Annotated in this window: 18 protein-coding genes; 11 read left to right on the forward strand and 7 right to left on the reverse strand. The window is 73.0% G+C overall.

Features of this window, described 5'->3' with window-relative positions:
• Positions 1-124 precede the first annotated feature (124 nt).
• A complete protein-coding gene (locus ABD332_RS50540) occupies positions 125-2,548 on the reverse strand; it encodes a GH32 C-terminal domain-containing protein (RefSeq protein WP_344512621.1) in 2,424 nt (807 codons plus the stop codon).
• 97 nt (positions 2,549-2,645) lie between these two features.
• Here ABD332_RS50540 and ABD332_RS50545 point away from each other — a divergent pair, with 97 nt between their 5' ends.
• Positions 2,646-3,656 carry a LacI family DNA-binding transcriptional regulator gene (locus ABD332_RS50545; RefSeq protein WP_344512623.1) on the forward strand — a complete coding sequence of 337 codons (1,011 nt, stop codon included), beginning with the start codon at positions 2,646-2,648 and terminating at the stop codon, positions 3,654-3,656.
• 12 nt (positions 3,657-3,668) lie between these two features.
• On the opposite strand, the gene ABD332_RS50550 is transcribed toward ABD332_RS50545, so the two are convergent.
• Together ABD332_RS50550 and ABD332_RS50555 are read right to left on the reverse strand one after the other, a co-directional pair.
• Positions 3,669-4,568: a hypothetical protein gene (locus ABD332_RS50550; protein WP_344512624.1), complete on the reverse strand. Its 900-nt coding sequence runs from the start codon at positions 4,566-4,568 to the stop codon at positions 3,669-3,671.
• The gene (locus ABD332_RS50555; protein ID WP_344512625.1) at positions 4,561-5,082 is read right to left on the reverse strand and encodes an RNA polymerase sigma factor; all 522 of its coding nucleotides are present in this window, start codon (positions 5,080-5,082) and stop codon (positions 4,561-4,563) included. The genes ABD332_RS50550 and ABD332_RS50555 overlap by 8 nt, the downstream gene beginning before the upstream one ends.
• A 214-nt stretch (positions 5,083-5,296) precedes the next feature.
• Here ABD332_RS50555 and ABD332_RS50560 point away from each other — a divergent pair, with 214 nt between their 5' ends.
• From ABD332_RS50560 to ABD332_RS50595, 8 genes are read left to right on the forward strand one after another with little or no spacing between them, the layout of a single operon-like run.
• Entirely contained in the window at positions 5,297-5,908 is a 612-nt protein-coding gene (locus ABD332_RS50560) for a chemotaxis protein CheW (protein ID WP_344512627.1), read from the forward strand.
• Entirely contained in the window at positions 5,905-6,747 is an 843-nt protein-coding gene (locus tag ABD332_RS50565) for a CheR family methyltransferase (RefSeq protein ID WP_344512628.1), read from the forward strand. The genes ABD332_RS50560 and ABD332_RS50565 overlap by 4 nt, the downstream gene beginning before the upstream one ends.
• 1 nt (position 6,748) lies before the next feature.
• Positions 6,749-7,246, forward strand: a complete 498-nt coding sequence (locus ABD332_RS50570) for a chemotaxis protein CheD (protein WP_344512630.1) — start codon at positions 6,749-6,751, stop codon at positions 7,244-7,246.
• Positions 7,236-8,288 carry a protein-glutamate methylesterase/protein-glutamine glutaminase gene (locus ABD332_RS50575; RefSeq protein ID WP_344512632.1) on the forward strand — a complete coding sequence of 351 codons (1,053 nt, stop codon included), beginning with the start codon at positions 7,236-7,238 and terminating at the stop codon, positions 8,286-8,288. Before ABD332_RS50570 ends, ABD332_RS50575 begins: the two co-directional genes overlap by 11 nt.
• Positions 8,281-9,318 (forward strand): methyl-accepting chemotaxis protein, encoded by a 1,038-nt coding sequence (locus ABD332_RS50580; RefSeq protein WP_344512634.1) that lies wholly within the window; start codon positions 8,281-8,283, stop codon positions 9,316-9,318. The genes ABD332_RS50575 and ABD332_RS50580 overlap by 8 nt, the downstream gene beginning before the upstream one ends.
• 12 nt (positions 9,319-9,330) lie before the next feature.
• A complete protein-coding gene (locus ABD332_RS50585) occupies positions 9,331-9,699 on the forward strand; it encodes a response regulator (protein WP_344512636.1) in 369 nt (122 codons plus the stop codon).
• Entirely contained in the window at positions 9,696-9,974 is a 279-nt protein-coding gene (locus ABD332_RS50590) for an STAS domain-containing protein (protein ID WP_344512638.1), read from the forward strand. Before ABD332_RS50585 ends, ABD332_RS50590 begins: the two co-directional genes overlap by 4 nt.
• A gap of 13 nt (positions 9,975-9,987) precedes the next feature.
• Positions 9,988-12,105, forward strand: coding sequence for a chemotaxis protein CheA (locus tag ABD332_RS50595; RefSeq protein ID WP_344512640.1), 2,118 nt, complete (start codon positions 9,988-9,990; stop codon positions 12,103-12,105).
• Positions 12,106-12,126: 21 nt separating this feature from the next.
• Here ABD332_RS50595 and ABD332_RS50600 read toward each other — a convergent pair whose 3' ends face one another.
• Both ABD332_RS50600 and ABD332_RS50605 read right to left on the reverse strand, forming a co-directional pair.
• The gene (locus ABD332_RS50600; RefSeq protein ID WP_344512642.1) at positions 12,127-13,344 is read right to left on the reverse strand and encodes a methyl-accepting chemotaxis protein; all 1,218 of its coding nucleotides are present in this window, start codon (positions 13,342-13,344) and stop codon (positions 12,127-12,129) included.
• Between the two features lie 41 nt (positions 13,345-13,385).
• Positions 13,386-13,811 (reverse strand): MCP four helix bundle domain-containing protein, encoded by a 426-nt coding sequence (locus ABD332_RS50605; protein WP_344512644.1) that lies wholly within the window; start codon positions 13,809-13,811, stop codon positions 13,386-13,388.
• A gap of 245 nt (positions 13,812-14,056) precedes the next feature.
• On the opposite strand from ABD332_RS50605, the gene ABD332_RS50610 reads away from it, so the two are divergent.
• A complete protein-coding gene (locus ABD332_RS50610; RefSeq protein WP_344512646.1) occupies positions 14,057-14,440 on the forward strand; it encodes a cellulose binding domain-containing protein in 384 nt (127 codons plus the stop codon).
• Here the strand turns inward: ABD332_RS50610 and ABD332_RS50615 are convergent.
• Together ABD332_RS50615 and ABD332_RS50620 are read right to left on the reverse strand one after the other, a co-directional pair.
• Positions 14,421-16,742 (reverse strand): ATP-binding protein, encoded by a 2,322-nt coding sequence (locus ABD332_RS50615; RefSeq protein ID WP_344512647.1) that lies wholly within the window; start codon positions 16,740-16,742, stop codon positions 14,421-14,423. The two genes, ABD332_RS50610 and ABD332_RS50615, sit on opposite strands and share 20 nt — an antisense overlap.
• Before the next feature lie 122 nt (positions 16,743-16,864).
• Positions 16,865-17,836: a cellulose binding domain-containing protein gene (locus ABD332_RS50620; protein WP_344512649.1), complete on the reverse strand. Its 972-nt coding sequence runs from the start codon at positions 17,834-17,836 to the stop codon at positions 16,865-16,867.
• A gap of 142 nt (positions 17,837-17,978) precedes the next feature.
• Between ABD332_RS50620 and ABD332_RS50625 the strand changes: the two genes are divergently transcribed.
• A complete protein-coding gene (locus ABD332_RS50625; RefSeq protein ID WP_344512651.1) occupies positions 17,979-18,608 on the forward strand; it encodes an MgtC/SapB family protein in 630 nt (209 codons plus the stop codon).

An 18,608-nucleotide genomic window follows, 5' to 3' on the forward strand; every position in this document is an offset into this window, starting at 1 on the left:
ACCAGTGCGAGAACCCCAGGAAGTACTCCCGAAAATCTTCGTCCCAGCCCTCGACCTGCTCAACCGTCACCACACCCGGCAAACGACCCAGAACCAGACGAGGTAGCGACCCGCCGTTGCAGTACTAACCGCGGGTGAGGCGCTGCACCACCCCCGTGCCGTCGTAGACGTTGGCGCCCAGGTAGCCGCTGCTGTAGGCGGTGTCGGTGGCGTCGATGACCGGCGTGGTGCCGCCGCCCAGGTACAGCTTGATGCTCGCGCCCGAGGCGACGACCTTCAGGTGGTAGGTGCGGCCCGGGACGATCGCCGTCGGGTAGGTGGCGATGTCGCGGCCGGGTCGCCACAGCTTCACCACCCCGGACGCGTCGATGTTCGCGGTGTAGTGCTGGGTGGCGTCGGCGTTGGCCCGGAAGGTGAGGGCGGCGGCGGTGCCGTTGACGATCGTCAGATCGCCCTCGTAGGTGAAGTCGGCGGCGACGGTCCGGCTCAGGTAGAACGTGTCGCCGGCGCTGGTGCCGCGGGCGCCGGCCCGGGCGGTGGTCGTCGTCCAGGTGCCGCCGACGGGCTGCCACGGGCCGGCGAGGTTCGTCGCGAACCCGGGCCCGTTCAGCGTCAGGTTCTGCACGGTGGCGGTGCCGTTGAAGACGTTGGCGCCCAGGTAGCCGCTGCTGTAGGCGGTGTCGGTGGCGTCGATGACCGGGGTCGTGCCGTGGTCGAGGTACACCTTGATGCTCGCGCCGGCGGCGACGACCTTCAGGTGGTAGGTCCGGCCCGGGACGACCGCCGCGGGCGCGGTGGCGATGACCCGGCCGGGCCGCCACAGCTTCACCACCCCGGACGCGTCGACGTTGGCGGTGTAGTGCTGGGTGGCGTCGGCGTTGGCCCGGAAGGTGAGGGCGGCGGCGGTGCCGGAGGCGATCGTGACGTCGCCCTCGTAGGTGAGGTCGGCGGCGGTCGTGTTGCTCAGGTAGAACGCGTCACCGCTCGCGGTGCCGCGCTTGCCGGTCGCGGCGTCGCCCCAGGACCCGCCCGCGGCGCGCCACGGACCGGCGAGGTTCGACTCCAATGTGGACTGACCCTGCCCCCACGCGGAGCCCAGCCGGTGGAGCTCGGCGGAGACCAGCCGCACGGAGCCGCCGGTGGCGAACAGCCGGATGCCCTGGCTGCCCGCCGCGGAGTTGAAGTTCACGTTGTCGGTGAAGGAGAGCCGGCCGTCGTTGCCGAACACCTCCAGCTGGCCGCGGTCCACGAGCAGCCGCACCTTGACCCGCCCGTTCAGGGGTGCCAGCGGCGCCCCGTACAGCGTCTGCGCGGTCCGGTCGTAGACCACGGCCCGGTCGTGGCCGCCGTCCGCGCGGCGGTGCAGCTGGAACCCGAACTGGGTGGCGGTGGCGGTGCCGACGTCGAACTCGGCGAGGATCTCGTAGGTGTCGGCGGTGATGCCGGCGAACGGGTCCGTGGCCGGGTCGGTGGTGATCGTGCGGTTCGACCAGGTCGTGGTGCCCTGGCGCAGGGAGGCGATCTCGGCGACGGGGAACCGGGTGACGCGCGGCCCGGCGGGCGTGCTGATGAGCCCCAGCTGGACGGGGAACGACGCGTTGCCGGTCCAGGTGCCGCCGCGGTTGCCGGGCTGCCAGGCCATCTGCACGGTCCGGCCGTCGGGCATGTTGCTGAACGTGAGGCCCGCGTAGAACGTGCCGTCGAAGCTGTTGCGGCCCTGGTCCATGCGCTGCGGCGCGGTCCAGTCGGGGGTGAACACGGCGCCGTCGAACGTGCCGGTGACGTACTCACCGGAGGCGTCGGTCATCACCCAGCGGACGTTCGCCGCGTTCCCGTCGACGGGCAGCGGGAAGAAGTCGGGGCACTCGAAGAGCCAGCCCGCGGCGTACCGGCTGCGATAGGTCCAGTCGAGGAGGTTTGCCGACGTGTAGACGTTGACGCCGTTGCCGCCGCCGTCGGACCAGACGACCATGACCCACCGGCCGCGGGCGGCGTCCCACAGCACCTTCGGATCGCGGCTGGTGCCGGTCGGGGTCACGACCTTCCGGCCGCGGTCGTAGCTCTGGAAGGTGCGGGCGCCGTCGGTGCTGTAGGCGATCGAGACGCCGTTGGTGCCGGTGAACACGACGATCGGGGCGTCGGCGCCGGTCTTCAGCCCCGAGGCGTTGGTGGTGTCGACGACGCCGGCGCCGGAGAACAGATCGCCGGGGTGCGCGCCCGGCTCGAGGGCGACCGGCTTCTGCGTCCAGTGCACGAGATCGGGGCTGGTCGCGTGTCCCCAGTGCATGGTGTCCCAGCCGAGGCCGTGCGGGTTGTGCTGGTAGAAGAGGTGGTACTGGCCGTTGTAGTACAGCGGGGCGTTGACGTCGTTCATCCAGCCGCTGCGCGAGCTGAAGTGGAACTGGCCGCGGAACGGCTCGTCGTAGGCGGCGGTGGCCGGGTACGGGAACTCCGGGTAGTCGCTGGACGGGCTCGCGGCGGCCGGAGCGGCGGCGGACAGGGCGCCGGCGACGAGGGCGGCGACGAGCAGGAACCGAACGGTACGCATGGCGGTGGTCCCTTCGGCGGGGTGACCGGTAGGGTTGAGGAAACGTTTCCTGGCGAGTGTTCGACAGTGTGCGCTTCATAGAGAAAGATGTCCATACATGAGTGACCGTGGGCGGGCCACGATGAAGGACGTCGCGGCGCTCGCGGGCGTCGGGCTGGCGACGGTCTCCCGGGTCATCAACGGCGTGCCGGTCGACCCGCACCTCACCGGCCGGGTCCTGGACGCCGCGCGGCAGCTCGGCTACCGCAAGGACACCGCCGCCACCAGCCTGCGCCGCGCCGACCGGCGCACCAACACGATCGGGCTCGTGCTGCAGGACGTGGCCAACCCGTTCTCCTCCGCGCTGCACCGGGCCGTCGAGGACGTCGGCGTGCAGCGCGGGCTGCTGGTCCTCGCCGGCAGCAGCGACGAGGAGCCCGACCGGGAGCGGGAGCTGCTCGGGGTGCTGCGCACCAGGCGCGTCGACGGGCTCATCGTGGTGCCGACCGGCGCGCCCGACGGGGAGCTGGCGGCGGCGCACCGCGACGGGACGCCGATCGTCTGCGTCGACCGCGCCTCGCCGGTGCCCGGCCTGGACACCGTCACCGCCGACAACCGCGGCGGCGTCGCGGGGGCCGTGCGGGCGCTGCACGACCTGGGGCACCGCGACATCGGGTTCGTCGCCGACCACTCGTCGCTGTGGACGGCCCGCGAGCGGCACGCGGGGTTCGTCCAGGCGGCGGGGGCGACCCGGCCGGCGTGGGTGCGCCGGGACGTGCACACCGCGGAGGCGGCCCGGCAGGCGGTGACGGAGATGTTCGCCGCCGCGCCCGCGCCCACCGCGCTGGTGACCGCGCAGAACTGGTTGACCGTCGGCGCCCGGCGGGCGCTGGTGGAGCTGGGGCTGCACCGCACCGTCGCGCACGTCGGCTTCGACGACTTCCCCCTCGCCGACATGCTCGACCCGCCGGTGTCGGTGATCGCGCAGGACCCGGCGGAGCTGGGGCGGCGGGCGGCGTTGCTCCTGCTGTCCCGGCTCGACGGCGACACCGGACCCGCGGCGGCGGTGACGCTGCCGACGCGGTACATCGCCCGGGGGTCGGGGGAGATCCCGCCGCCCGGGCGATGACCCGCCCGTTGGTCAGCCGGCCTTGGAGCTGGTCACGGGCATCGAGGAGGCGCCCGGGCCGGCGCTGGCCGACGCGGGTGCGCCGGGCCTGGTCGACGCGGGCGGGCGCGGGGTGTCGTCGCCGGTCGGGGCCGGCGGCTTGCCGTCCGCCGACGACCACAGCACGATGATGTTCCCGGGGATCGGCGCGGTGTCGAACACGATCCAGTCGCCGGGCACCTGATCGGCCGGGGCGGCCATGGACTTCGGGCCGACGCGGTATTCGGCCGTCATGCCCTTCGAGGCGAGGATCTGGCGCGCCTCGGAGACCCGCTTGCCGATCAGGGACCCGCCGACGGCGTTCTCCTCCGCGGAGCCGCCCTCGATGAACTCGCCCGGCAGCGGGGTCCGGCCGAACGCCACGACCGCGTAGGACGAGAAGTTCAGCGGCACCTTGAACCCGACCTGGCACGACCCGTTGGCGGTGCACCGGCCGGGATCCTCGATCGCCTCCAGCCCCGGGGCGCCCGACTCCTCGAAGACCACCTTGCCGACGTTCTCGGGGTTCGCCGGCACCAGCTCGATCTTGATGTTGAGCCCGCGTCTCGCGAGCTCGTCACGGTACCGCTGGGGGTCGGCGGCGGGGTCCTTGATCGTGACGGTCAGGAACCCGTCGCCCTCGGTGAAGGTGAGCGCCGCGTTGGCCGGCTTCGGCGCGGTGAGCAGCGACCCGGCGACGAGCGCCGCGACGGTGAGCCCGGCCGCGACCGGCACCCCGACGAACAGGCGGCGCCGCCAGTTCGTCGCCGGCGCGCCGGTGTCCAGGATGGCGTGCAGCAGGTCCTCGCCGGCCGCCCGGGCGGGCTCCGGGACGTGCACGGTGGGGGAGAGCAGCCGGATCAGGTGATCCTGCTCCTCGTCGACGTCAGTCACGGTGGCTCCTCTCACGGCTGGTGAAGGTGGGTGTGCGCAGCGCCTCCGCGAAGCGGCGGCGCGCTCGGTGCAGGCGGATCCGGGCGGCGTTGACCGTGCAGCCGAACGCGACGGCGATCTCGTCGGCGCTCAGCCCCTCCCAGGCCACCAGCCGCAGCACCTCCCGGTCGCCCTCGGGCAGCGCGCGGAACGCGTGCGCGATCTCCGGCGGCACCGAAGGCTCGATCGTGGTGGCGCCGGCGAGCTCCTGCCGCAGCCGCGCCCCGAGGTCGGCGCGGCGCCGGTCGGCGCGCTGGTGGTTGGCCATGACGTTGCGGGCGACCCCGAACAGCCAGGGTCTGGCCTGCTCGTCGGGGATCTCGTCGATGCGGCGCCAGGCGGTCAGGAACGTGTCGGCGACCACGTCGGCGGCCGACTCCGGCCGGTCGACGCGCCGCAGCGCGTAGCCGAGCAGGTCCTGGTAGCAGGACCGGTACAGGGCTTCGAAGCGGGCGGCGCTAGGGGCTCGTGCCAAGGGTGGCTCCCGTCATGCGGCGTTCGTGTCGCCTGTACATGTCCGCACGGGGCCGAGCATTTCACGGTTCCTTCACGGCGCTGTCCGGCCGCCGCGCCCCGGGGAGGATTTGTCTGATCTTGTGCTCTGTTCCCCTTCAGGCGCCGGCGGCGGGGCCGATAGGTCTCCTGGTGGGCGTGTCCCGAGCGCCCCGTCCGCCCGGGAGGGGAGACCAGTGAGCGTTGAGGCGGCGCCCCGTGGCGGCGGTCCTGGCGACAGCACCGCCGGCGACGCGAAGCGATACCTGACCTTCACGTTGAACGGCGAGCCCTACGCGCTGGACATCTTCCACATCACCGAGATCCTGGAATACCGGAATCTCACGGTCGTGCCGATGACGCCCGACTTCGTCCGCGGCGTCATCAACCTGCGCGGCCGGGCGGTCCCGGTCATCGACCTCGCGATCCGCTTCGCCAAGGGCGCCACGAGCATCGCCAGGCGCACCAGCATCATCATCGTGCACATCCGCGGGATGCCCGGGTCCGGCGACACCGGCGCGGGCACTGTCACCGGGGACGGCCGCGACGGCCAGGACATCGGCGTCCTCGTCGACGCGGTCAGCAAGGTCGAGTCCTTCACGGCGGAGGACATCGAGCCGGCACCGGCGTTCGGCGCCGGCATCCGGGCCGACTTCATCAGCGGCATGGCGAAGCGCGACAACGACTTCATCATCGTGCTCGACATCGACCACGTGCTGTCGCTGAGCGACATGGCGGACCTCGTGACGGCGCTGCCGGCCGGAGCGGAAGGGAACGGCGGCGCCGACCGGGCGATCCGGTCGTCATGACGCGGTCACTCGCCGGCCCCACGGAGATCAGCGCCGCGGAGTTCCAGGCCGTCAGCGAGTTCCTCCACCAGTGCACCGGGATCCGGCTCGCGCCGGGCAAGGAGACGCTGGTGATGGGGCGGCTGGACAAGCGCCTGCGCAAGCTCGGCCTGTCCAGCTACACGGAGTACCTCCGGCTGATCCGGTCCCCGCAGCACGCCACGGAGACCCGGCAGGCGATCGACCTGCTGACCACGAACGAGACGTTCTTCTTCCGCGAGCCGCGGCACTTCGACTTCCTCGGCGAGGTCGTCGCGCCGGCGTACCGCGCCCAGCGCGTGCACCGGCCGTTCCGGCTGTGGAGCGCCGCCAGCTCCAGCGGCGAGGAGGCGTACAGCGCGGCGATGGTGCTCGCCGAGGCACTGCCGGACCGGCCGTGGGAGATCGTCGGCACCGACATCTCGTCGCGGGTGGTGGCCGGCGCGGCGGCCGGCATCTACCCGATCTCGGCCGCGGAGCGGATCCCGAAGGTGATGCTGCGTCGGTACTGCCGCAAGGGCCGAGCCGAGTACGAGGGCCTGATGGCCGTCGACCGGGAGCTGCGGGCGCGCACGACGTTCCTCGGCGCGAACCTCCTGGAGGATCTGACCCGCCTCGGCCGGTTCGACGTGATCATGCTGCGCAACGTGATGATCTACTTCGAGCCCGAGACGAAGGCGCGGGTGATCGGGCGGCTGCAGGAGATGCTGCACCCGGGCGGCTACCTCATCGTCAGCCTGTCCGAGACGCTCAACGGCATCCCGTCGCGGCTGCGGGCGGTCCAGCCGTCGATCTACCGCCTCGGAGACGACCGTGGGTAGCGTGACCGAGGTCTTCCTCAACCCGGGCGACTTCCACTTCGCCGGGGCCGGCACCCGCATCCGCACCGTCCTCGGCTCCTGCGTCGCCATCACGCTGTGGCACCCGCGGCTGCTGGTCGGCGGGATGTGCCACTACCTGCTGTCCCACCGCGCCGCCCCGCCAGGGGAGCACCCCACGCTGAGCGGTCGCTACGCCGACGAGGCGGTCCAGCTGTTCCTGCGCGAGCTCGGGCGCAACGGCACCCGTCCCACGGACTACCAGGCGAAGATCTTCGGCGGCGGCGACCAGTTCCCCGGCGGATCGCCCGGCCCGGTGCCGCGCGTCCCGCGGGACAACATCGAGACCGGCCTGCTGCTGCTGCGCGAGCACGGCTTCCACCTGGCCGCGAAGCATCTGGGCGGCACCGGATCCCGGCAGCTGGTGTTCGACCTCGGCACGGGCGACGTGTGGGTGCAGCATCAGGAGCGCCGGCTGGCCGGAGCGGGTCATGACCGGTAAGGGGATCAGCGTCGTCATCGTCGACGACTCCGCGGTGGTGCGCCAGGTGCTGTCCAAGCGGCTGGCGGACAGCCCCGGCATCGAGGTGCTCGGATGCGCCTCGGATCCGATCTTCGCGATGAACCTGATGAACCGGGCCTGGCCGGACGTCGTCGTGCTCGACATCGAGATGCCCAGGATGGACGGCATCACGTTCCTCAAGAAGATCATGGCGACCCGGCCGACGCCGGTGATCATCTGCTCGACGCTGAGCCAGCGCGGCGCCCGCGCCACGATGGACGCCCTGGCGGCCGGGGCGGCCGGCGTCGTGCCCAAGCCCAGCACCGGCCTGAAGCAGTTCATGGCCGACGACAGCGGCGACATCGTGGCGGCGGTCCGGGCGGCGGCGGCCGGCAAGGTCGCCCGCCTGAACCGGGCCGGGACGGCCCCCGCCGCTGCCGCGCCGCGACCTGCCGCGGTGGCCCCGCCCGTGGTGTCGGCCGGCCGGATCATCGCCATCGGCACCTCCACCGGCGGCACGCAGGCCCTCGAGACCGTGCTGACGGCGCTGCCCCGCGACAGCCCGGGCATCGTGATCGTGCAGCACATGCCGGAGAAGTTCACCGCCGCGTTCGCCGAGCGGATGGACGTGCTGTCCGCGATCGAGGTCCGCGAGGCCGCCGACGGCGACCTCGTCGCCGACGGGCTGGCCCTCGTCGCGCCGGGCGGCCGGCACATGCAGGTCCTCTCCGACGGCGCCCGCTTCCGGGTCAAGGTGAGCGACGGCCCTCCGGTCAACCGGCACCGGCCCTCCGTCGACGTGCTCTTCCGGTCCGTCGCGAAGGTCGCGGGCCGGCACGCGCTCGGCGTGATCATGACCGGGATGGGCGACGACGGCGCCCGCGGGCTGCTGGAGATGCGGACCGCCGGCGCGCTCACCGTCGCGCAGGACGAGGCGACCTGTGTCGTGCACGGTATGCCGAAGGAAGCGGTCCGGCTGGGTGCCGTCGACCGGGAAGTGCCGCTGACCGCCATCGCCGAGGTGATCCGTACCCATGGTTGAGTTCCTGATCGTCGTCGTCGCCCTCGCCGCCGGCCTGGCCGCCGGCTACAAGGCCGGGGCGCTGCGCGCCGTCCGCGCCGGGCGGGAGGAGGCGGCGGCGCGCGCCGCGACCGCCGACTACGCGCGCAGCGTCACCGAGTTCGCCGGCGCGGTCGCCCCCGTCTGGTCGAGCCAGATCGAGTCGTCGCGGACGCAGATGGAGGCCGCGGTCGGCGCGGTGACCACCGAGTTCAGCCAGATCGTCGACAACCTCGACGCGGTGCTCGCCTCGTCGAGCGCGGCGCTGGAGGACAGCCACGGCGGCGGCGCGCTGGAGCGCGGCCGGCAGCGCCTCGGCAGCGTCGTGCACACCCTCGACGCCGCCCTGACCTCGAAACGTGAGGCGCTGCGGGACCTCGAGGCGCTGCTCGGCCTCAACGACGACCTGAAGCAGATGACCGCCGAGGTCGCCCAGATCGCGGCGCAGACCAACCTCCTGGCGCTCAACGCGTCGATCGAGGCCGCGCGGGCCGGCGAGGCCGGCGCCGGGTTCGGCATCGTCGCCCTGGAGGTCCGCCAGCTGGCGGAGCGGTCGTTCCAGACCAGCGAGCGGATGGCGCGCCGCGTCGAGGGCATCGCCGGCGCGATCGCCTCCGCGCTGAGCAAGGCCGAGGGCGACGCCGAGCGCGAGGGCGTGGCGGTCACCCGGGCCAACAGCGAGGTGAGCGAGGTCCTCGACGACCTCGGCGCCGTGCTCGCCGGCCTGCGCGACTCCTCCGACCAGCTCGAACGCGCCGCCGTCGGGATCCGGTCGGGGGTCGCCGGTGCCATCGTCAACCTGCAGTTCCAGGACCGGATCGGCCAGGTCCTGGAGCACCTGCGGGAGAACATCGACCGGATGCCGGTCGTCGTCGCCGAGGACCGGTCCCTGAACGCCCAGCGGCTGCTCGACGAGCTCGCCGCCACGTACACGATGCACCAGGAGCGGGAGGCGCACCTCACCGGCGCCAAGACCGCCGCGGTGCCCGAATCAGAGATCACGTTCTTCTAGAGGGGGCACCTGATGTCGAAGACCATTCTGATCGTCGATGACTCGGCGTCGGTACGGCAGGTCGTCACCATCGCGCTGCGCGGCGCGGGCTACGAGGTGGTGGCCGCGACCGACGGCAAGGACGCGCTGAAGCAGCTCGACGGCCGGCGGATCCACCTGATCATCTCGGACGTGAACATGCCGAACATGGACGGCATCACGCTCGTCGGCGAGGTCAAGAAGCTGCCGTCCTACCGGTTCACCCCGATCATCATGCTGACGACGGAGTCGCAGGAGGACAAGAAGCGGCAGGCGCAGGCGGCCGGGGCGAAGGCGTGGGTCACCAAGCCGTTCCAGCCGGACCAGATGCTGGCGGCGGTGTCGAAGCTGGTCATGCCGTGACCGTGCCGGCCCGGCGCCTGGAGCTCGACGGCGAGCTGACCATCGTCGCGGCGGCCGAGCAGCAGGCCCGGGTGCGGGCGTTCCTCGCGGAGAGTCCCGTGCCGGCCGAGCTCGACCTCTCGGGCGTGACCGAGCTGGACACCGCCGGCCTGCAGATCCTGCTCGCCGCCCGGCGGGAGGCGGAGCAGCGGGGCACCGCCCTGACCTTCCACGACCCGAGCGGCCCCGTCCGGTCGGTGTTCGAGACCGCCCACCTCAGCGCGGAGCTGGACTGACGGGAGCACGATGGTGAGCGACGACCTCAACGACGCCCTCGACACCTTCATCACCGAGGCACGGGAGCTGCTGCAGGACTTCGAGGAGGGCCTGCTCGGCCTCGAGGACGACCCGAGCGCCGAGGAGACCGTCAACGCACTCTTCCGCACGATGCACACCCTCAAAGGGTCGGCGGGGCTGTTCGGCCTGGCCCATCTGGTGGCGTTCACGCATGTGGTGGAGACCGTGCTGGACTCGCTCCGCGAGGGCGAGCTGGCGGTGACCCCGGAGCTGGTCAGCGCGCTGCTGCCGTGCGGCGACCACGTCTCCTCGATGGTCGAGGGCGTGGCCTCCGGCCGGACCGAGGCGACACCGGCCGAGACCGTCGACGGCGACAGGCTGCTCGCCGCGCTCCAGCCGTTCCTCACCGAGGGGGAGGCGCCGGCTCGTACACCCGCCGCCGCCGAGGAACAGAGCAATGACGGGCTCAGGACGTGGCGGCTCACGCTGTGGTTCGGGCCCGACAGCCTGCGCAACGGCATGGACCCCTTGTCGTTCCTGCGCTATCTCGGCAGCATGGGCACCGTCACCCGGGTCACCACGCTGACCGACGCCCTGCCCGAGCCCGACCTGATGGACCCGGAGACCTGCTACCTCGGCTTCGAGGCCGAGTTCGTCAGCGGCGCGCCGAAGACGGAGATCGAGGGGGTCTTCGACTTCGTCCGCGAGGACAGCCAGATCGCGATCGTGCCCGCCGACGACTACGTCACGGTGATCGAGGAGCTGCCCGACCAGGACCGGCTCGGTGACCTGCTGGTCCGCAGCGGCGCCGCCACCGACCTGGAGATCGCCAGGGCGCTGCGGATCCAGCAGGAGCGCAACCGGTCCGGCGACACGCTGCCGCCGCTCGGCGAGATCCTGATCGAGACGCAGGCCGTGCCGAAGCCCGTGGTCGAGGCGGCGCTGGGCAAGCAGCGCAAGACGGCCGACAGCCGGTCGCAGGAGACCCAGACCATCCGGGTGTACGCCAACCGCCTCGACAAGCTCATCGACCTCGTCGGCGAGCTCGTCATCGCCCAGTCGAGCGTGGGGATCCACCGCCGCGACGGCGACGGCGACGAGGAGGCGCAGGGCGAGGTCATGAGACTCGTCGAGGAGGTCCGGCACAGCGCGCTGTCGCTGCGGATGGTGCCCATCGGCACCACGCTGCGCCGCTTCGAGCGGGTCGTCCGCGACGTCTGCGTCGACCTGGACAAGGACGTCGACCTGATCATCACCGGCGGCGAGGCGGAGATGGACAAGGCGCTTGTCGAGCGGATCGGCGACCCGCTGCTGCACCTGGTCCGCAACGCCCTCGACCACGGCGTCGAGCCCCGGGCGGAGCGGGAGCGCGAGGGCAAGCCGGTGCGCGGGAAGCTGCGGCTCAACGCCTTCCACGACGCCGGGTCCATCGTCATCGAGGTCGCCGACGACGGCCGTGGGCTCAACCGCGAGCGCATCCTCGCCAAAGCCGTCGACCGCGGCATGGTCCAGGCGGGCACCGTCATGAGCGACCACGAGGTGTTCGACCTCATCTTCGAGCCCGGCTTCTCGACCGTGGAGACGGTGTCGAACCTCTCGGGCCGCGGCGTCGGGATGGACGTCGTGCGCCGCAACATCGCCGAGCTGCGCGGCACCATCGAGGTCGACACGGCCGCCGGGGCGGGCACCACCTTCCGGATCCGGCTGCCGCTGACGCTCGCCATCATCGACGGGTTCCTGGTCGGCGTCGGGACCAGCGCGTTCATCGTGCCGCTGGACCGGGTCACCGAGTGCGTGGAGCTGCCGCCGAACGCCTCCGGCCGCGACTGCATGTACCTGCGGGGTGAGGTGCTGCCCTTCGTCCGGCTCCGGACGATCTTCGACATCGCGGGGCAGCCGCCGCGGCGGCAGAACGTGGTCGTCATCGAGCAGTCCGGGCAGCGGGCGGGGTTGGTCGTGGACACCCTGCTCGGGCAGTTCCAGACCGTCATCAAACCGCTGGGGGTGCTGTTCAGCGAGGCCCGCTGCATCAGCGGCTCGACGATCCTCGGCAACGGCGAGGTGGCGCTGATCCTGGACGTCGGACCCCTCGTCGCGGAGAACGTGAGCCGCGAGCAGCTGCTCGTCTGAAGGCCGGCCCGCCGGACCCGGTCAGAAGCGGTCGAACTTGCTCTCGTCGATCTCGGCGACCGGGAGGTCGGCCCGAGGCGAGTACTGCGAGGTGCCGTAGTTCAGGCTCTTCGCCTGTGGCTTCGCCGTCTCCCGCGGCGAACGGCCGCTGTTCGTGGCGCGGCGCCCGCCGCCCGTGCCGGTCGTGAAGAACGCCATCATGTTCTGCAGCTGATGCGTCTGCGCCGCCATCTCCTCGGCGGTGGCCGCGAGCTCCTCGCTCGACGACGCGGTCTGCTGGGTGACCTTGCCGATCTGGGTCATCGCGATGTTGATCTGGTGCACGCCGGTGGACTGCTCGCCGCTGGCGGCGGCGATCTCCTGGACCAGGTCCGAGGTCCTGGTGATGCTCGGGATGATCTTGTCGAGGAGGGTGCCGGCGTGCTCCGCGGTCGTCACGCTGCCCGCGGCCAGCTCGCTGATCTCCTGCGCCGCGATCTGGCTGCGCTCGGCGAGCTTGCCGACCTCCGTCGCCACCACGGCGAAGCCCTTGCCGTGCTCCCCGGCCCGGGCCGCCTCGATGGTCGCGTTCAGGGCCAGCATGTTGGTCTGGAAGGCGATGTCGTCGATGATGCCGATCTTGCTGGTGATCTGCTTCATCGCGTCGAGCGTCTTCTGCACCGCGCCACCGCCGTCCTGGGCCTCGGTCGCGGCGCTGGCCGCGATGCTCTCGGTGGTGCGGGCGTTGTCGCTGTTCTGGGCGATGCCGGCGGTCATCTGCTCGATGCTGGCGGTCGTCTCCTGCACGCTGGCGGCCTGCTCGGTCGCGGCCTGCGACAGGCTCTGGGAGGCGCCGCTGATCTGGCTCGACGCGTTGGTCAGCTGGGTGGCGGAGTCGACGACCGTGCTCACCGTGTCGGCGAGCCGCTCCAGCGCGCTGTTGAGAGCGGTGCCCATCCGGCCGACCTCGTCGCGGCTCACCACCGTGACCCGCCGGTCGAGGTGCCCCTCGGCCATGGCGGACAGGACCGCGACCGTCTCCTGCAGCGGCCTGGAGATCGCCCGGCTGATCATCAGCACGATCGTGAACGCGAGCACCAGTGCCACCACGATCAGCCCGATCGACAGCACCCGCGAGGAGTCGTATGCGGACTTCGACTCGGCGAGCGTCGTCTGGGCAGCCTTGTTTTCCAGCTCCACCAGATTGGTGAGCGCGGTGTCGATCGTGGCCGCGATCGACGCGCCCTGCCCCTTGGTCACCTTGTTGAAGCCGTCGTAGTCGCTGGCCTTCGCCAGCGGGATCAGCTGCGTCGTGAGCAGGTCCTGGTACGCCTTCCAGGAGGACTCGAACGCTTCCCGGTCGGCCGCGCCGCCCTGCCCGCCGCCGGCGGCGAACGTCTGCCAGCTGTGTCGAGCCCCTCCACGGCCGTCCGCAGCGCCTGATCGGCGGCGTCCTTCTCGGCCGGGGTCTGCGCGAGGGCGACGTCCCGGAGCCGGAACCGGATATCGCGGTAGTCCGAGCTGACCTCGTCGACGTTCTGCACCGTGCGCAGGTTGTTGTTGTACATCAGGTCCAGGCGATCCTGGGCGTCGCCGAGCTGGATCAGGCCGAACACCCCGATCGCCAGCAGCAGCACGGACACCACGCCCGCCAGGGTGCCCAGCTTCCAGGCGACGGACAGGTCACGGAATCCGGAGCGGCGTCGTTCGCCGGTAGCCTCGGCCATTCCCGGCCCTCCTCTGGAGTTGGGTCTGCCCTCTCCTCATCGGCCCCGACCGGCGATCGTCTGAGCATTTCCGCCACCGACGTCGCGTCGTCCGATCGGGCGGGATCCGGGCCTGTTGACCCGCCCGGCTCGGGCTCGGTAGATTCCGGCCGCGAGCCGCGGTGGGAGCCGAGCGGCCGGACGCGGCGTGTGAGCCGCGGGTCCGGCGCGTGTCCGTGCCCGTCACACCCCGCCCCGGAGGCACCGTGTTCCGCTCCGCCATCCTTGCCGTCGCCGCGCTCCTGCCGCTCCCGTTGGCCTCGCCCGCGTCGGCCGCCCCAGCTGGGGACTTCAGCTGTGACTACCGCTTCTTCGCGTGGGACGGGGGGTTCGTCGCGGACCTCACGATCACCAACCACGGCCCGGCCATCGACGGCTGGACGGCCAGGTGGACCTTCAGCACCGCGACCGGCAACCTCGGCGTCTGGCAGGCCAGGATGGAGCAGCCGAACCCGTTCGCGGTCACGGCGACGAACATGCCGTACAACGCCGTCATCGACACGGGCCGGTCGGTGCGGTTCGGCTGGACCGCGTCGGCCGCCGCGACGGAGGCGCCGCACGACCTGACCGTCAACGGCCTGCCCTGCTGAGCCCGTCGACGGCGCGAGCCAGCCCGTGCCGGTCGCCGGTGCGTTCGGCGAGGGCGCGGGCCGCCGCGAACCGGTGCACCGCCGCGTCCGGGCGGTCCGTGGCCAGCAGCACGTCGCCGAGGGCGTTGAGGGTCTCGACCTCCAGGCCGCACTCGCCCGTGGCGCGGGCGACGGTGAGCGCGCGCCGCAGGTGGCCGAGGGCCTTCGTGTGGTCGCCGCGGCGGTGGTACGCCACCCCGAGCGTGCCCCGCGCGGTGCCCTCGCCGCCGCGGTCACGGGCCTCGACGCACCGCTCCAGGGCCAGGTGCAGGTGTGCGAGCGCCGCGTCGTGGCGGCCCGTGGCGCTGAAGACGGCGCCGAGGTTGCCCAGCGCGTAACCCTCGAGGCGCCGGTCGCCGAGGTCGGCGAACAGCGCCGCCGCCCGGTGCAGATGGTCGAGGGCCTCCGGGTGCCGGCCGATGCGGTGCAGCGTGAAGCCGAGGTTGAGCAGCTGGGCGCCCTCGCCGTGGCGGTCGCCGAGCGCCCGGTAGGCGGCCAGGGCGTCCCGCAGCCGGGTGAGCGCCTCGTCGTGGTCGCCGAGCCGCTCGTGCACGAGGGCCAGCCGGGCGGTGGCGCGCGCCTCGCCGGCCGCGTCACCGGCGGCGCGGTGACCGTCCAGCGACCGCCCGAAGTGGACCTTCGCCAGGTCGTGGTCGCCGAGCAGCCAGTGGACGGCGCCGAGGTCGGTGTGCGCGCCGGCATCGCCGTGCGCCGCGGCGGCGGCGTGCAGCGCGAGCGCCTCCCGGTAGTGGCCGCCGACCTCCAGGTATCGCCACAGCACCCGCGACAGGGCGACGGCGGCCCGCGACCCGGCGAGGGTGACGAGCGCGGCGCGGTGCCGGTCCAGCCATCGCGCCGCCGCCTCGGGACCGTCCATGGCGGTGGGCTCTGCGCCGGCGCGGTCGTGGGGGAACAGGGTCGCGGTCGCGGCGGTCGCGGTGTCCAGCAGGTGCGCGGCGAGCCGGTCCAGCGCGGCCCCCGCCTCGTCGGGCGGCAGGAGCGCGGCGAGCTCCGCGCTGTAGGCCCGCAACAGGTCGTGCATGGTGTAGCCGCCGTCGGCCGGCTCGACGAGGTGCGCGCGGGCCAGCTCGTCGAGCGGCGCCCCGGCGGGCCCGCCGGCGAGGGCGGTGGCGGCGGCGTCGTCGAAGACCCGGCCGGGGTGCAGGCCGAGCAGCTGGAAGGCGCGCGCGGCGGGCGGGTCGAGGCGGCGCAGCGACCAGGAGAACACCGACCGCAGCGCGGTGTGCGGGTCGCCGTCGGCGTCGAACGCGGCCAGGTCGGCGGGGACCCCGGAGCAGTGCGGTGACGGGCCGGCCGCGGCGATGCGCAGCGCGAGCGGCAGGCCGGCGCAGCGGTCGGCGAGGAGGTCCACGGTGCCCGGGCCGGCCCCGGGGCCGAGGAGCCGCCGCAGCAGGACGCGGGAGTCGGCCCGGTCGAGCCGGCCGAGGCGGACCGGGTGGGCGCCGTCGCGGGCGACGAGGCCGCCGAGCGTGTCACGGCTGGTGACGACGACCGCGCCGGTGGAGGTGCCGGGCAGCAGCGGGCGGACCTGGCCGGCGTCGGCGGCGTTGTCCAGCACCACGAGCAGCCGCCGGCCGGCGACCTCGGTCCGGTAGCGGGCGGCGCGTTCGTCGGTCGCGGCGGGAATGCCCGACGCCGGCACGCCGAGCCCGCGGAGGAACCCGGCGAGGGCGTCGCCGGGGTCGACGGGCTGGCGGGGGTCGTACCCGCGCAGGTCGACGTAGAGCTGGCCGTCGGGGAACCGGTCGGCGACGCGGTGCGCCCAGTGCACGGCGAGGGCGGTCTTACCCACGCCGGCGGTGCCGGCGATCAGCACGACCCGGGGCCCGGCGCCCGCGAGGACGGCGTCGAGGTCGGCGAGGCGCGCCGCCCGGCCGGTGAACGCGGGCACGTCGGCCGGCAGCTGCCGGGGCACTGGGTGCCCCGGGCCGACTGGGCCGGCTGGGGCGGCTGGGGCGGCAGGGGCGGGGGAAGGCACGGGACGGCGGCCCTCCTCGACCCGGTCGCGGGCGGTGGCGAGCGCGCCCTGCTCGGCCGGTGACGCGCCCAGCAGGCGGACCAGCACGTCGAAGCGGTCGGTCGGCGGCAGCACCCGCCCCGACAGGTAGCCGCCGATGATCCCGTGTGACCAGCCGGTTGCTGCCGCCAGGTCGCGGTAGGTCAGCTCGGTGCCGCCGCGGCGGCGGGCGTCGCGGCGGCGCAGCTCCCGCAGCAGCCGCGCCAGGTCGGCGGTCGCGCGCACCGCCGCGACCGCGTCCGGCGCGAGAAGGGCGGCGCGGGTGTCGATGCCGGCAGCGTAGGCCGCGGCGCGGCCGCGGTGCGCGGGGTCGCCGGGCGGCGGACCCCGCGCACCAGGTCACGGCGTCACGCCATGGTGCACGGGGCACCGTTGAGCGTGAAACTTGCCGGCGGGGTGAAGGGGGTGGCCCCGCCGGTGAACCCGGGCATCGCCTGGCCGCCGGGGCTGATCGTGGTGCTCCACGCGTTCGGGGTGAGCGTGCCGGTGTTCCCGGAGCGGGTGAGGATCGCGCCGAACGTGTTGTACGTGACCGCCGTCGAGGCGAGCGTGAAGCCGATCGTCCAGCCGGTGACCGGCGCGGCGGTCGTGTTGGTGATCGTGACGTTGACGAGGAACCCGGGACTGAACAGCACGACCTGGACCTTGCAGGTCGGCGCGGCCGTGTACGCGAGGGTGGTGACGGTGGCCGCGGGCGAGCGGGCGGACAGGTTGCCGTTCGTGTCGAACGCGACGACCGCGAACGTGTACGCGGTGCCTCCCGTCAGGCCCGTGACCCGGTAGAAGCGGCTGGACCAGTCGGCGGTGCGGATCGTCGTCCAGACGCCACCGATCAGCTGCTGCAGGTGGTACCCGCCGACCTGGACGTTGTCGGTCGACTCGCCCCAGACCATCGACACCCCGTTGGTGGTGATGCTGCTGAAGAGCGGGGCGCTCGGCGCCGTCGGCGGGGTGCTGTCCGGCGCGGCCAGCGTCGTGAACGTGACCGGCGCCGACGGCGGGCTCGCGACGTACCCGGACGACGCCGTCGGCAGCGAGTACACCCGGAACGTGTACGTGGTGCCCCGCTGCAGGCCGGTCAGGGTGATGCCGTTGAACAGGCCGCGGGCGTACTCGGTCCAGGTGCCGCCGACCTTGCGCTCGACCACGTCCTGCTCGGCGAGCAGGTCGTGCGACCACTGCAGGTCGGCGCTCGTGTCGGCGACGTGCAGCGCCTGCACGTCGACCGGCGCGGTGAGGACCGTTGCGGCGAAGGCGGGCGCCGGGGCGAGCGCCAGGAGCCCGGCGGTGAGCAGGGCGAGGAACCGGGACAGTCGCATCGTGAGCCTTTCGGTGATGGGCGTCGATCACGCCGCATCCATGCTCGGCGCCCGGCCCCACCGCCCACCCCCGATCCTGGACACCGTCGGACAGCGTTGGACAGCGGTGGCGGGAACGCCCCGCGGAGGGTAAGAGTGTCGGATGGACTGGACCGTCATCCTCACGCTGCTGGTCGCCATCGCGCTCGGCGCCGCCGTGGGCCTGGAGCGGGAGCTGGGTGCCCAGCCCGCCGGACTGCGCACCCACATGCTCGTCGCCGCCGGCGCGGCCCTGTTCACCATCGCCGGCAAGGAGGCCGGCAGTGACCCGACCCGCATCGCCGCGCAGGTCGTCACGGGCATCGGCTTCCTCGGCGCCGGCGCCATCTTCAAGGAGGGCGTCAACATCAGCGGGCTGACGACCGCGGCGTCGCTGTGGGTGACCGCCGCGATCGGGCTCGCGACCGGCCTGGAGCTGTTCTGGGCGGCGGGCACGGTCACCGCAGCGGCGCTCGCCGCCCTGTGGCTGTTCAAGGTCGCGGAGGCCAACTGGCTGCCGGACCGGCACCGCGTCCAGGTGACGCTGACGCTCGCCCCGGACTTCCCGCTCGACGTGGTGGAGCGGGAAGCCCTGGAGGCGCTGCCGGGCGCCCACGTGCTGCGCGTCGACTACGCCGGCCACGACCAGTCGATCGTGCTCACCGCGCAGGGCGACAACAACACGTCACTACCGGCGATCGCGGAGTCCCTGCGCCTGCTGGACGGCGTCCAGGGCGTCGAGATCGCCCGCTGA

The sequence above is a fragment of the Dactylosporangium maewongense genome (genome assembly GCF_039531485.1).
Lineage (GTDB): Bacteria > Actinomycetota > Actinomycetes > Mycobacteriales > Micromonosporaceae > Dactylosporangium > Dactylosporangium maewongense.